General features: G+C 64.2%; 11 protein-coding genes and 1 pseudogene. 8 read left to right on the forward strand and 4 right to left on the reverse strand.

The genetic code is table 11. The features are described 5' to 3' along the window. Positions 1–15: 15 nt before the first annotated feature. Complete coding sequence (locus M5C71_RS09730; RefSeq protein ID WP_103498099.1) at positions 16–900, reverse strand: MBL fold metallo-hydrolase; 885 nt, start codon at positions 898–900, stop codon at positions 16–18. A gap of 368 nt (positions 901–1,268) precedes the next feature. Here M5C71_RS09730 and M5C71_RS09735 point away from each other — a divergent pair, with 368 nt between their 5' ends. Continuing rightward, positions 1,269–2,588, forward strand: coding sequence for a sigma 54-interacting transcriptional regulator (locus M5C71_RS09735; protein ID WP_103499605.1), 1,320 nt, complete (start codon positions 1,269–1,271; stop codon positions 2,586–2,588). A gap of 34 nt (positions 2,589–2,622) precedes the next feature. Here M5C71_RS09735 and M5C71_RS09740 read toward each other — a convergent pair whose 3' ends face one another. After that, a complete protein-coding gene (locus M5C71_RS09740) occupies positions 2,623–3,609 on the reverse strand; it encodes a threonine/serine dehydratase (protein WP_103499604.1) in 987 nt (328 codons plus the stop codon). A 94-nt stretch (positions 3,610–3,703) separates the two neighbouring features. Here M5C71_RS09740 and M5C71_RS09745 point away from each other — a divergent pair, with 94 nt between their 5' ends. Then, positions 3,704–4,576, forward strand: a complete 873-nt coding sequence (locus tag M5C71_RS09745; RefSeq protein ID WP_248767720.1) for a LysR family transcriptional regulator — start codon at positions 3,704–3,706, stop codon at positions 4,574–4,576. 141 nt (positions 4,577–4,717) lie between these two features. Here the strand turns inward: M5C71_RS09745 and M5C71_RS09750 are convergent, their stop codons facing one another. Next, a complete protein-coding gene (locus tag M5C71_RS09750) occupies positions 4,718–6,118 on the reverse strand; it encodes a VOC family protein (protein ID WP_248767721.1) in 1,401 nt (466 codons plus the stop codon). A 314-nt stretch (positions 6,119–6,432) separates the two neighbouring features. Here M5C71_RS09750 and M5C71_RS09755 point away from each other — a divergent pair, with 314 nt between their 5' ends. The 6 genes and pseudogenes from M5C71_RS09755 to M5C71_RS09780 all read left to right on the forward strand — a co-directional run bounded on the left by M5C71_RS09755 (position 6,433) and on the right by M5C71_RS09780 (position 12,733). Then, the gene (locus tag M5C71_RS09755; RefSeq protein ID WP_103499601.1) at positions 6,433–6,864 is read left to right on the forward strand and encodes an organic hydroperoxide resistance protein; all 432 of its coding nucleotides are present in this window, start codon (positions 6,433–6,435) and stop codon (positions 6,862–6,864) included. Between the two features lie 3 nt (positions 6,865–6,867). Continuing rightward, positions 6,868–7,509: pseudogene (locus tag M5C71_RS09760) on the forward strand (thioredoxin family protein); the annotation flags it as partial. Between the two features lie 76 nt (positions 7,510–7,585). Further along, entirely contained in the window at positions 7,586–8,485 is a 900-nt protein-coding gene (locus M5C71_RS09765) for a LysR family transcriptional regulator (RefSeq protein WP_103499599.1), read from the forward strand. Between the two features lie 100 nt (positions 8,486–8,585). After that, positions 8,586–9,086 (forward strand): sigma-70 family RNA polymerase sigma factor, encoded by a 501-nt coding sequence (locus tag M5C71_RS09770; RefSeq protein ID WP_152736941.1) that lies wholly within the window; start codon positions 8,586–8,588, stop codon positions 9,084–9,086. A 130-nt stretch (positions 9,087–9,216) separates the two neighbouring features. Further along, complete coding sequence (locus M5C71_RS09775) at positions 9,217–10,188, forward strand: FecR family protein (protein ID WP_248767722.1); 972 nt, start codon at positions 9,217–9,219, stop codon at positions 10,186–10,188. A 97-nt stretch (positions 10,189–10,285) separates the two neighbouring features. After that, positions 10,286–12,733 (forward strand): TonB-dependent receptor, encoded by a 2,448-nt coding sequence (locus M5C71_RS09780; protein ID WP_248767723.1) that lies wholly within the window; start codon positions 10,286–10,288, stop codon positions 12,731–12,733. Between the two features lie 123 nt (positions 12,734–12,856). On the opposite strand, the gene M5C71_RS09785 is transcribed toward M5C71_RS09780, so the two are convergent. After that, positions 12,857–14,008, reverse strand: a complete 1,152-nt coding sequence (locus tag M5C71_RS09785) for an MFS transporter (RefSeq protein ID WP_248767724.1) — start codon at positions 14,006–14,008, stop codon at positions 12,857–12,859. Positions 14,009–14,096: the final 88 nt, after the last annotated feature.

Consider the following 14,096-nt stretch of genomic DNA (forward strand, 5'->3'; position numbering starts at 1 on the left):
GTGTCGGGTCCTGGTTCAGAGGGCATTGAGCGGGATCTTCAGGTAGCGCACGCCGTTGGCTTCCGGCTCGGGCAGGTGGCCGCTGCGCATGTTGACCTGCACCGCCGGCAGCATCAGCACCGGCATATCGAGGGTGGCGTCGCGGGCCTCGCGCATGCTGACGAAACTGTCTTCGTCGATGCCCTCATGGATATGGATATTGTCCGCGCGCTGTTCGGCGACGGTGGTCATGTAGCGCAGCTCGCGACCGCCCGGCAGGTAGTCGTGGCACATGAACAGCCGGGTCTGGGGTGGCAGCGCCAGCAGTTGGCGGATCGAGCGATAGAGGGTGCGTGCGTCGGCGCCGGGGAAGTCGCAGCGGGCGGTGCCGTAGTCGGGCATGAACAGGGTGTCGCCGACAAAGGCGACCCGTTCGTCGCCGGACTCGATCAGGTAGCTCATGCAGGCCGGGGTATGTCCTGGCGTGTGCAGGGCGCGGGCCTTCAGGGTACCGATGCTGAATTCGGCATTGTCCCCCAGCAGCACATCGAACTGGCTGCCGTCGCGCTGGAAGTCGCTGCCGGCATTGAAGAGCTCGCCGAATACCTGCTGGACCACGGTGATATGGCTGCCGATGGCGACCTTGGCGCCGAGTTGTTCCTTCAGGTAGGCCGCCGCCGAGAGGTGGTCGGCGTGGACGTGGGTTTCCAGGATCCATTCCACCCGGGCGTCCAGTTCGTGGATCCTGGCGACCAGGCGATCGGCTGATGCGGTGCGGGTGCGCCCGGACTTGGGGTCGTAGTCGAGCACGCTGTCGATCAGTGCGCAGCAGCGGGTACTGGTGTCCAGCACCAGGTAGCTGATGGTCCAGGTATCGGGATCGAAAAAGGCTTCTACGGCTAGCTTGTCGCCAAAGGTCATTGCGTACTCCTGGTGTCATCGGCGGGGATGGGGTTCACACGGTCCTGTAGGAGCAGGGCTTGCCCGCGAAGCTTTTAGCGTTCTCAGGGGCCCCTTCGCGGCGGTGCGGCGATCCGACAAGCCCTGCTCCTACAGGTTAGGCGGTGTGTTCAATGTCCCGGTCCTGTCTGACAAAGAGTTCAATAAGCATGCCAAGCTGGGGTTTTTATTTTCTGCTGTGTTTGCTGATTTATATCAACCTATTCGCCGACGTTTTCTGATTTAGAAGCATTTGGCAGATAAATTGGCAGTCATTCTGGCAGTCGATGGCAGCTAATGGCAGAAAGCATTGGCATGGATTAAGCTCCTGCCTCCACCCGGGAGTTGCCATGACCATCCTTGCCACCGATCTTGCCCGAGCCGATATGCGGGCCCTGGTGTCCTATCTGGAACACGACCTCCAGCCGACCATCGTCCTCGACACCGACTACAACATCGTCGCCGCCAACACCGCCTACCAGCGTCAGTTCGGGGTAGAGGGCCGTCCCCATGTCGGCGCGAAATGCTTTCGGGTCTCCCATCAGTTCGCGGTGCCCTGCGACCAGGCCGGCGAGCATTGCCCCATGCGCAAGGCCCATGAAAGCCGCTTGCCCGAGCGGGTCCTGCATATTCACCACACGCCCCGTGGCCCCGAGCATGTCGACGTGGAACTGCGGCCGTTGCTGGACGCGCAGGGCGAAGTGGTGGGTTATGTCGAACGCTTGAACACCGTCACCGTGGCCTCGGCCCAGCCGCAGCATCAGGGCCTGGTGGGTCGCTCGGCACCGTTCAAGGAGGCCTTGAGTGCCTTGCAACGGGCGGCGCCGTCGCCGATTCCGGTGTTGCTGCAAGGCGAGTCCGGTACCGGCAAGGAACTCTTTGCCCGCGCCCTCCACGAGGGCAGTCCACGGGCCGGCGGGCCGCTGGTGGTGGTCGATTGCACCGGCCTGACCGAAACCCTGTTGGAGAGCGAGCTCTTCGGTTACGAAAAGGGCGCCTTCACCGGCGCCGTGCAGCGCAAGATCGGCCTGGCCGAGGCGGCTCATGGCGGCACGCTGTTTCTCGACGAGATCGGCGAGGTGCCGTTGGCGATGCAGGTCAAGTTGCTGCGCCTGATCGAGTCCGGCAGCTTTCGCCCGGTGGGCAGCCTGCGTACCGTGCACTCGGATTTCCGCCTGGTCTGCGCGACCCACAAGCCGCTCAAGGACATGGTCGCGGCCGGGAGTTTTCGCCAGGACCTGTTCTACCGCATCAGCGCCTTTCCGATTCGCCTGCCGGCCCTGCGCGAGCGCGGCGACGACCTGCCGTTGCTGATCGACAGCCTGTTGCAACGCCTGGCGCCGACGGCGGTGCCGCGTATCGACCCGCCGGCGATGAAGGCCCTGGGGCTGCATGACTGGCCGGGCAATATCCGCGAACTGCGCAATGTGCTGGAGCGGGCCCGGCTGTTTACCGACGATGGGGTGATCCGGCTGGCCGATCTGCCCGCCGAACTGAGGCGTGAAACCGCGTCGGCGGCACCCCAGCGACGGCGTGGGCGCAACGAGTTGGAGCAATTGGCCCACGCCCTGGCGATGTTCGATGGCTCGCGCAGCGAACTGGCGAAAACCCTGGGGATGAGCGAACGCACCTTGTATCGGCGCTTGCAGGCGCTGGAAGGGAAGGCCTGAGGTGCGGAAGCCGTCACTCCTGCACCGACGTCGTTCAATCGTTCGTCAGCAATGCATTGGCGAAGAGCGCCGGGTCGGCATTGCCCCCTGACAACACCACCACCGCGCAGCGACCTTCCAGCACGATGCGCCCGGCCAGCAACGCCGCCAGGCCGACCACGCCGCCCGGTTCGACCACCAGCTTGAGATTCTCGAACGCCCATCTCAGGGCGAAGCGGACCTCGGCGTCGGTGACCGTCAATGCGCCGCGCAGCAGCCGGCGATTGATCTCGAAGGTCAACTCGCCCGGTGCCGCGGTCAGGATCGCATCGCAGATCGAATGGCCGCCCGGCGGGATACTTTGCCGGCTGCCCGCGACCAGGGAGCGCCCGGTGTCATCGAAACCCTCCGGTTCCACCGCATACACCGCGACCTCGGGAAACTGACTGTGCAGGGCCACGCTGACCCCGGCAATCAGGCCCCCGCCGCCGCAGGGCACCAGGGCCACGTCGGGACGCAGGCCCAGCGCCCGGGCCTGGCGGGCGATCTCCAGTCCCAGGGTGCCCTGGCCGGCCATGACCCGTGGGTCATCGTAGGGCTTGACCAGCACCGCGCCGCTTTCGGCGGTCAGTGTCGCGGCGATGGCCTCGCGGTCTTCGGTCTCGCGGTCGAACAGCACCACCTGGGCACCATATTCGCGGGTGCGGCGGATCTTCAAGGCGGGTGCATCCCTGGGCATCAGGATCGTCGCCTGGATGCCCAACAGCCTGGCCGCGCAAGCCACGCCCTGGGCATGGTTGCCGGAGGAGAAGGCCAGCACGCCACGGGCGCGTTCTTCGGGACTGAGGCTGGCCAGGGTGTTGTAGGCACCACGGAACTTGAACGAGCCGGTTCGTTGCAGCACTTCCGGCTTGACCAGCACCCGGCCCTGGCAGTGTTCATTCAGGCTGTGGAATTCCAGCAATGGCGTTTCCACGGCGTGCCCCTGGATACGCAGGGCGGCCTGTTCGATATCGGCCAGTTGAATGGGCTGTGAGGTCATGTCGCGCTCCTGGGTGGGCAAAGGCCTAATCTGCGGTTTTCCGCGGCCCTTGAAAAGCGCTTGTTCACGGGGTTGAACAACGTAAAATCCGTGGATGGACACTCTATTTCTCGAAACTTTCCTGGCGGTGATCGACTGCGGTTCCATTGCCGCGGCGGCGCGTCAACTGGACCTGGCGCCGACCACCGTGGCCCAGCAGATCAAGGCCCTGGAAAAACAGCTCGACAATGCCTTGCTCAGACGCAGCGGGCATACCGTGAAGCCGACCGCGGCGGCCCATCGGATTATCGAGCGGGCGCGGCTGATTGTCCGCGAAGCCCGCGACCTGCGGGCCAGTGCTTCCAGCGGTGTGCTGCCGGTCGGGCCCCTGCGGCTGGGGGCGACCCAATATGCCTTGATGCAACTGCTGCCGCCGTCGCTGCATGAATGGCGTCGACGTTATCCCGAGATCGAGATCTATATCGAGCCCGGTAATTCCCAGGAGTTGATGGAGCAGGTGGTGAGCGGCGACCTGGATGCGGCGTTGATCGTGCATCCGTTGTTCGCCTTGCCCAAGAGCTGCGAGTGGGTGGCGTTGGTGGAGGAACCGCTGGTGCTGATTACCCCGGCGGCGATGCAGGTCGAGGATGTGCTGGCGACCCTTGTTGAAGAGCCGTTTATCCGCTTCAGCCGCAAGGTGGTCGGCGGCAAGCTGGTGGAGGCTTATCTGCAGGGGCATGGTCTCAAGCCGAAGTCCCAGTTCGAGCTGGATGGCATTGATATCATCGTCAAGTTCGTCGCCGAGGGACTGGGGGTGGCATTGGTGCCTGACCGGCCGAAGGCCAATCACGAGGCGCAGGGTGTGCGCCGTTGGGAAGTGCCGGAGCCGAGGCTGTTTCGGACTTTGGGGATTGTCTGGCAGCGGGCGTCGGTGCGGGCGCCGTTGGTGGTGGCGCTGAATGAGTTGATGGCCGGGCAGGCGATGTAGCGGGCCACGACCCGAACGCGGTCCCTGTAGGAGCCGGCTTGCTGGCGATGCGATCTGATAGCCGAGATCGCCGGTGCCTGGAAAATCGCTATCGCCAGCAAGCTGGCTCCTACAGGGTTATGCAGCGTTCACACGTATGGATCAGACCAACGGCGCGATATTCAACCGGGTCGAACATGCCAACAACGAACGCCGTTGCGTCGCCGCATACAGCTGCAACTCATCAATGGTTTCACGCCCCAGCGCCTGGTGGAACTGCTCGCGGTTGGAGCTGCCGGTGTAATGCGCCTGGGCATCATCCCCCAGGTTCGACTGGAAGATCCCGGCCGCGCTCACCGGCAAAAAGTCCTCATACACCAACGGCTCGAAACTCACCTGGCCGGCTTCGATCAAGGCTTCCAGCTCCCGCAGCGGCAATTCGCTGCTACGTGCCGCAATGCCTTTCTCGGTGGGGAAGTAGCGGAAGTACGCCAACCCCTGCTTGCGCATCTCGCTGTAGTTGTCGGGGAAGGCCTTGAAGGTGTTCGCCATGATCTGGTCATAACGCGCGGCATTGGCCTCGTTGGGGAAGTCACCGAGTTCCTCCCGCGCGGCGTTCAGCAAGCGGTCGTAGAGCAGGCGGCCCTTGGGTGTCAGTGCCGCGCCGCGTTGTTCGATTTCGCCGAAACGGGCCGAGTGGCTGCCGGTTTCGCTGGCGTCCTGGCCGATAAAGGTGATGGCCTCCTCCAGCGCCTTGAAGCTGGTCTGGCGCAACAGGATCGGGCACTCACGGCGGGGCGGGCCTTCGATCACCGCCTTGGGGGTGATGCCCTTGCCCGGCATGGCGGCTTGCACCGCGTCGATGTCCAGGGTGCGCGGGGTCAGGTGGTTGATATGCGGCCCCCTGAACGCCACCACATCGGCGATCAGCCGATGCTGGGCATTGAGCTTTTTGTACTCGTCCAGGGACACCGTGGCGCTGTTGTGCCAACGGAAGGTTTCCAGTGCCTGCTGGACGAGCTCGGCGGCATCGGCGGAATCGAGGCCGCCATTCATCTCGGCCTTTTCGATCAGTTCGATGGTGCGCGGGGTGAAGATATTCCGCCGGCTGAGGATCCATTCGGCGAATTCCCGCAGCCCGTCTTCCTCGATCAGTTCCAGGCGCAGCAGCGAAGTGAAGACGCGGAACGGGCAGACCTGCAAGGCCGTTTCATGCACCGCGCGAAAGGCGGTCGAATGCACCGGCACGCCGGCCGGAGTCAGGTCGTAATAACCCACCGGTTCCATGCCCATCACCGCGAACAGTCGGGCCAGGGTCGCCAGTTCCGCCGCCGTGCCGACGCGAATGGCGCCGTGGCGTTCCATGTCCAGGCGACGGATCTCGCCGGTCTGGCGCAGGCTTTCGGCGACCTGGGCATTGTTGCCCAGCACCTGTTCGTTGACCTGCGCGACCAACTCCATCAGCGCGCCGTAGAGCGGCACTTCGGTCTTGTACATCTGCGACATGGCACGGGAAAACTGCGCGCGGATCTCGTCGGGGTGGGCGAAGACAGCGGTGCTCATGGGGTGGTACTCCGCAAAATCGGGATGACTGGACTTGCGCTGAATTCTGCGGGTGGTGGGGGGCGGGTTCAAACGAATTAAGGTCCAGGGATCATTCCAAAAAGGACTGACCTGGGTGCACCCCAGGGGCGGTGGGGGGAGTCCGGGCAATATCCGCCGGCGCGACGACCCATGCTCGGGCGGTTTGTATCGCACTGTGTCTGGGCTGCCCCTGGAAACACTGGGTTAACGTTGAGGGCAATCGGGACACAGAGGCGATACAGGCTGGCGTTCAACTACGTCCAGTCGATTCCCTCAAACCCCAGGAGTACAGCATGTCCCTCGAAACCGTTCTTTATGCCGGCCAGACTTCCGTGACCGGTGGCCGTGAAGGTCGCGCCCTCTCTACCGATGGCGCGCTGGATCTGCCGTTGTCCACGCCCCGCGAGTTGGGTGGTGCCGGCGGCCCCGGGACCAATCCCGAGCAACTGTTCGCCGCCGGCCACTCGGCCTGCTTCCTGGGGGCCATGAAGCTGGCGGCGGCCCAGGACAAAGTGGTCTTGCCGGCCACCACCCGGGTCACCAGCAAGGTCGGCCTGGGCAAGGACGCCGCCGGCCACTATGGCCTTGAGGCCGAGTTGCGTATCGCCATCCCGGGCTTCTCCCGCGAGCAGGTACAAAGCCTGGTGGATCGCGCCCACCAGACGTGCCCGTACTCACGGGCCATTCGCGGCAATGTCGATGTCACGCTGATCGTCGAGGATTGACGGATGGCCGGGTGGCGACGCGTGGCGGGTGGTACCGCCGTATTGGCGGCGGTGCTGATGGCCGGGGGGGTCAGCAGCACTTCCCCGGCAGGCGGCCAGATCCAGCAAGGAGTTCTGCGAACGGTCTCGGCGGTGACCGACTACATCGTCGCCAGGGTCAGCGCGCAATCCGCCAGCGAACGCCCGATGCCTTCCCTCGCCGGGGCGGTCGAATGGCTCAATTCCGAGCCCCTGAGCCGCGAGTCACTGCGCGGCAAGGTGGTGCTGGTGGACTTCTGGACCTACGAGTGCATCAACTGCCTGCACACGATGCCTTATGTGAATCAATGGGCGAAAAAGTATGCCCGGGACGGGCTGGTGGTGATCGGGGTGCACACCCCTGAATATGCCGAGGAAAAAATCCCGGCCAATGTCCGCCGGGAGGTCAGGCGGCTCGGCATCGGCTACCCGGTGGCTGTCGACAGCGACTACAGGATCTGGCACGCCTTCGATAATCAGTTCTGGCCGGCGCATTATCTGATCGACGCCAAGGGCCAGGTGCGCTACAGCCATTTTGGCGAAGGCGCTTATGCCGAGCAGGAAAGGGTGATCCGGGCCTTGCTGGAAGAGGCGAAGGGGACTGAGCCGGCCGGCAACCCGGGTTGAGCGGCTGAGGCAGGTCGCGACGCCTTGGGGATGATGTATTAATCTGGCTGCCTTACTTGCAAGCAGTACAAGCCGGATGAATATCAACAATACCGATCTCAACCTGCTCAAGGTCTTCGAGGCCCTGCATGACGAGGGCAGCGCCAGTCGCGCGGCGTTGCAGCTCGGGCTGACCCAGTCGGCGGTCAGCGCCGCCTTGAATCGCCTGCGCGCGATGTACGGCGATCAACTCTTTGTCCGCACCGGCCGAGGCCTGTCGCCGACCCTGATCGCCAACCAGCTCAAGCCGGTGATCTCCGACGCCTTGAACAAATGTCGCCAGAGTTTTTCCCTGGTTCAGCCGTCCCTGGCCGGTTATGAAGGGCGTTCGGTGACCATCGGCCTGTCCGACGACTTTGAAATCGCCCTCGGTCGCCAGCTGATTGAAACCGTGGCGCAACGGGCGAAAAACCTGCGGCTGATCTTTCGCCAGACCCACAGCCAGATCGCGGTCGATGCCCTGATGGAGCGCCAGTTCGATCTGACCATTACCGCCGGCGGCATCCCCAATCGGCTGCTGGGTCGGCAGTTGCTCGGGGAGGGCGGTTATGCCTGCCTGGTGGATCGCGCCAGCCTGGGCGACAGGACAGCCCTCGATCTGCAGGACTATGTGGCCCGCGAGCATATCCTGATTTCCTCGGGGGGCTTTATCGGCATCGTCGACGAGGGGCTGGCGGCTCGCGGCCTGAGCCGCAAGGTCGTCACCGCCACCACGCATTTCGCGGCATTGCCCTTCCTGTTGAAGGGCTCGTCGGCGGTGGCGACCTTGCCCACCCATGCCGCCCGGGCGATCGCCGGGTTATGCGATATCCAGATGCTCCCCTGTCCGATCGACCTGCCGCACTATCCCATCGAGCTTGGCTGGCGCACCCATGCGCAGACGGATGGCGCCGTGCTGCTGGTCAAACAGGCAATTATCGACAGCTTTGCGCTCTGACGGACTGCGCTGAGCCGTTGAGAAGGGCGAGCACCGGAATCAATTGCGGCTATTAATAGGAAGCATTACTATTTGCGTCCCGCCTTCATAGCCTGTCGCCATGAATCTCCCTCCACCCCGCAGACCCGGTTTTTTCGAGCATTACGAGGAGTTGATCGGCACCTGGACCCGTCGGCTGAGAAACCGTCAGCAAGCCGAGGACCTGGCCCACGATACCTTTGTGCGGGTACTGGAAAGCCAGGCCGCCGGCGTCGAGCAACCACGGGCCTATCTGCACCAGACCGCGCGCAATATCGCGGTGGATACCTATCGTCGCGAAGACCGGCGTGGGGCCCTGGAGCTGGAAGCGATTGACCACAGCGCACCGCCTACCGGCGACCCGGAGCATTTCATGCACGCCATCCAGCTTGCCGACTCCATCGAGCGGGCCCTGGGCGAGTTGCCCGTCAATTGTCGCAAGGCCTTTGTCTGGCAGAAGATCGAGGGCCTGACCCAGGCGGAGATCGCCGAGCGCCTCGGGCTGTCCAAGAATATGGTGGAGAAGTATATGATTCGCACCCTGCGGCATCTGCGCGAGCGCCTGGATGGAGCGGATCAATGAGGCTCCCGTGCGTTTCTACCCGTAGGAGCGAGCTTGCTCGCGATGATCTCCAGGGCACTGCGGTCAGTCAGAGGCTCCGCGTTATCGTTGACGTTTATCGCGAGCAAGCTCGCTCCTACAAGGATTTTGCATGATGGAGAATCGTGATAGCGCCACGGTTCGCGATGAGGCCGCCACCTGGTTCGTGCGGGTCCGGGAGGCGCCGTTGAGCGCCGGGCAACAGGCCGAATTCGACGCCTGGCGCCATGAGCATCCGTTGCATCAGGATGAGTTCGACTTGCTCCAGGGACTCTGGAGCGCCACCGACCTGCTGCCCCAGGCGCGTTTGCAGGCGCTCTGCGACGAGCCTCCAGCGCGGCTCAAGCGCCGGCCGCTGCTGCGTTATGTGGTGGCCGCCGGGGTGGTCGCGGTGGCCTTGGCCCTGGGGCTGTTCAGCGGCCTGAATCATCCGGCGCCCTATGACGCGACCTTTGCCAGCGTGCTTGGTGAGCGTCGACACGTGGCCTTGCCCGACGGTTCGATTATCGACCTGAACAGCCGCAGCCGGGTCCGCGTGCATTACCAGCGCGACCGCCGTGAGGTCGAGTTGGAGCAGGGCGAGGCGATGTTCAGTGTCGAGCATGACAGCAGTCGCCCGTTCGTGGTCCGGGCCGGGGTCGGCAAGGTCACGGTCACTGGCACGCGCTTCGATGTGCGCCGCGATCCGGCGCAGACCCGGGTGGTGGTCGAGGCGGGCACGGTGAAGGTCCAGGGTCGCGACGCGGCGGATGGGGATTTCGTCAACCTCACGGCGGGCCAGGGCACCCGGGTCGATGAGCAGGGCCGGGTGGCCGCGGCGGAAGCGGTGAACGCCGACGAACTCACCGCCTGGCGCAGCGGCAAGCTGGTCTTCAACAATGCCCGCCTCAGCGATGTGGTGCAGGAAGTCTCGCGTCACCGGGACAAGCCCCTGGGTGTCGCTTCTCCGGCGGTGGGCAATCTGCGCTTGACCTGCGTGTTCAAGCTCAACGATACCGAGGCCCTGCTCAGGGCCTTGCCGAGCATCCTGCCAGTGGCCGTCAGGACCCGTGCCGACGGTGCCCAGGAAATAATTGCAAAATAGATTCAGGTTTTTTTCTAGTTCTTCGTCTTCTTGTCCAACTGCAACTGGTTTGCATTAACAGTCGCATGCAATGGCGAACTACAGGACAAGGTCAGACGTGAACAACACACCCAACGCGCTTTACCAGGCGATCCGCAACGCACTGCCCAGTTCCCCGGTCTTTGTCCTGGCCCTGGCGATCAGTGCCGTTGCCCCCCTGAGCCAGGCGGCTCAGGCGGACGCGGCCATCCATATCCAGGCCCAGCCCCTGGCGTCGGCCCTGAGTCAGTTGGGACAGCAAACCTCCCTGCAAGTGTTTTTCAGCCCGCAACTGGTGGCCGGCAAGCTTGCCCCGGCGGTCGACGGCAAGCTGTCGCCGGAAGAAGCCCTGAACGTGCTGCTGCGCGGCAGCGGCCTGGACTATGACCTCAAGGACGGCTCGGTGACCTTGCGTGCCGCCGCGCCGGCCACCGCCGGTGCCCTGGAACTGGCGCCGCTGGATGTCAAGGTGGTGGGTGACTGGCTCGGCGACGCCGACCAGGCGATTGTGCAGAACCATCCGGGGGCGCGGACCGTGATCCGTCGCCAGGCGATGGTCGAGCAGGGCGCGATGAACGTGAAGGACGCCCTGCGTACCGTGCCCGGCGTGCAGGTGCAGGAAAACAACGGCACCGGCGGTAGCGATATTTCCCTCAACGTCGGCGTGCGCGGCCTGACGTCCCGTCTGTCGCCACGTTCCACCGTGCTGATCGACGGCGTGCCGGCGGCGTTCGCCCCGTACGGCCAGCCCCAGTTGTCGATGGCCCCGGTGTCGGTCGGCAACCTGGACAGCATCGACGTGGTACGCGGTGCCGGTTCCGTGCGTTATGGACCGCAGAACGTCGGCGGCGTGATCAACTTCGTGACCCGGGCGATCCCCGAGAAGTTTTCCGGCGAGATCGGCAGCACCCTGGAAACTTCGCGCTACGGTGGCGTCAAGCACCTCGACACGGCGTTCCTCGGCGGCACCGCGGACAACGGTTTTGGCGCGGCGCTGTTGTATTCCGGCGTGAAGGGCGAGGGTTATCGGGAAAGCAACAACGGCAACGACATCAACGATGTCCTGCTCAAGACCCACTGGGCGCCTACCGACCAGGACGACTTCTCCCTCAACCTGCATTACTACGATGCCAATGCGGACATGCCCGGCGGCCTGACCCAGAAGCAGTACGACGCCAATCCTTACCAGTCGGTGCGCAACTACGACAACTTCACCGGCCGGCGCAAGGATATCTCCTTCAAGTACAAACGGCAGGTGGATGACCAGACCCAGGTCGAAGTGCTGACCTACTACACCGACAGTTTCCGTGGCAGCAATATCGCCGCCCGCGACCTCCAGACCCTCAGCGCCTACCCGCGCAGCTACTACACCTTTGGCATCGAGCCACGGGCGTCCCACGTCTTCGACCTGGGCCCGACCACCCAGGAAGTCAGCGTCGGCTACCGCTACCTGAAGGAAGGCATGCATGAGGCCACCAGCCGCGTGGCCCTGGTCAACGGCGTGCCGACCCTGACGCCGACCTCCGACGGGCATATCTACCAGGACCGCACCGGCGGCACCGAGGCCAATGCCTTCTACCTCGATGACAAGATCGATATCGGTAAATGGACCATCACCCCGGGTATCCGCTTCGAGCGCATCAGCAGCAACTGGCATGATCGGGCCGTGCCGGGGACCAACTACGTGCCGGTCCAGGAGAAGTTCCGCAGCGTCGACAGCAACGAGCCGCTGCCGGCCCTGAGCGTGATGTACCACCTCTCCGATGCCTGGAAAGTCTTCGCCAACTACGAAACCTCCTTCGGCAGCCTGCAATATTTCCAGATTGCCCAGGGTGGCAATGGCAACAGCACGGCCAATGGCCTGCAACCGGAAAAGGCCAAGACCTACGAACTGGGCACGCGCTATGACAACGGCACCTGGGGCGCAGAGATGACGTTGTTCTACATCGACTTCTCCGATGAGCTGCAATACGTCAGCAACGATGTGGGCTGGACCAACCTGGGCGCCACCGCTCACCGGGGTCTTGAAACCTCCGCGCATTACAACCTGGCGGACCTCAACCCGGCGCTCGAGGGCCTGACCGCGAATGTCGGCCTGACCTACACCAAGGCGACCTCCCAGGGCGATATCCCGGGCTTCAAGGGCCGTGACCTGCCGCTGTACTCGCGGGAGGTGCTGAATGTCGGTTTGCGTTATGCGGTCAATCGCTGGACCTACAACCTCGACGGTTTCGCCCGGTCTTCCCAGCGCGCGCCGGGGACCGGGAGCAACGCCGACGGCAGCTTCAACGGCAACTACATCACCACGCCGACCGCTGACGGCCAGTACGGCAATATTCCCGGCTACATGACCTGGGATCTGCGCGGTGCCTATGACTTCGGCGCGCAGCTGTCGAACCTGAAACTGGGGGCGGGGGTGCGTAACGTCTTCGACCAGCAGTACTTCACCCGGTCGAGCGACAACAATGCGGGGATCTACGTGGGTGAGCCACGGACCTTCTTTGTGCAGGCCAGTGTTGGGTTCTGATCGGCTGATGGCTGACCCCATCCTGTAGGAGCCGGCTTGCTGGCGATGGAATCGACGCGGTGTCCTGTCATACCGCGTCGCCTGGATCGCCAGCAAGCCGGCTCCTACGAAGGTTGTGTCATTTCAGGTGCGCAGGATTCGCCCGCTGACCGCCACTCCCACCAGCATCATCGCGATCACCATAAAGGCCAGGTTCAACGAACTGGCATGGGCGATAAAACCGATCGCCGCCGGTCCGGCCAGAATCCCCGCATACCCCAGGGTGGTAATCGCCGGCACGGCGATGTTTTCCGCCATGACCTTCTGCTTGCCCACGGCGGTGTACAGCACCGGCACGATATTCGAGCACCCGGCGCCCACCAGCGCATAACCGATCAACGCGGCTTCCCAGGCCGGCACCAGCGTGGCCAGGGCCAGGCCGGCCGCGGCGGTCAGCCCGCCGAAGACAATCACTTTTTTCGCCCCCAGACGCCGGACGATGGCATCGCCGGTCAGCCGTCCGACCGTCATGGTCAGGGCAAAGGCCGCGTAGCCGAGGCCCGCATAGGCGTCCGCGACCTGGCGCTCGGCGCTGAGAAACACCGCGCTCCAGTCGAGCATCGCACCTTCGGCGAGGAACACCACAAAGCACAGCAGGCCGATAAACAACACCACGCCATGGGGCACGGCAAAGGCCGGTCCCGAGCTTTCACTGCCATAGGGCAACAGGTGCGGGGCGGCCTTGTACAGCGCCGCCAGCAGAAACACGATCACCACGCCAATCGCTCCCAGGGGCGACAGCCCCAGGCCCAGCAGCGTGCTGACCCCGGCGGCGCCGGAGATCCCGCCGAGGCTGAACAGCCCGTGAAAGCCCGACATCATGGTCTTGCCGCTGGCGCGCTCGACGATCACCGCTTGCAGGTTGACGGTGGAGTCCACCGCGCCGAGCCCGGCGCCGAACAGAAACAGGCTGGCCACCAGCCAGGGAATCGAACTGACCGTGGCCAATAGCGGCAGCGCGAGGCAGATCAGCAAAGTGCCGACGCTCAGCACCCGTCGGCAACCGAAGCGTGAGGCCAGGGCACCGGCCACTGGCATGGCGATGATCGAGCCGACCCCGAGGCACAACAGCAACAGCCCCAGGGTGCCCTCATCGAGCCCGGCGCGGGCCTTGGCGTAAGGCACCAGCGGTGCCCAGGCGGCGACGCCGAAACCGGCGATAAAGAAGGCGATACGGGTCGACATCTGTTCCAGGCGTCCCGGTTTGACCGGGGCGTGGGCGGTGAGGGCAGTCATGAAAAATCCTTGGCGGGCCGGCAGACAACGCTGTGCAAGGGAACATCCTTGCACATCGTGTCCGGCGCGGCGAGGCCAAGGACCGGTT

The organism is Pseudomonas sp. MWU12-2345 (genome assembly GCF_023242385.1).
Lineage (GTDB): Bacteria > Pseudomonadota > Gammaproteobacteria > Pseudomonadales > Pseudomonadaceae > Aquipseudomonas > Aquipseudomonas gingeri_D.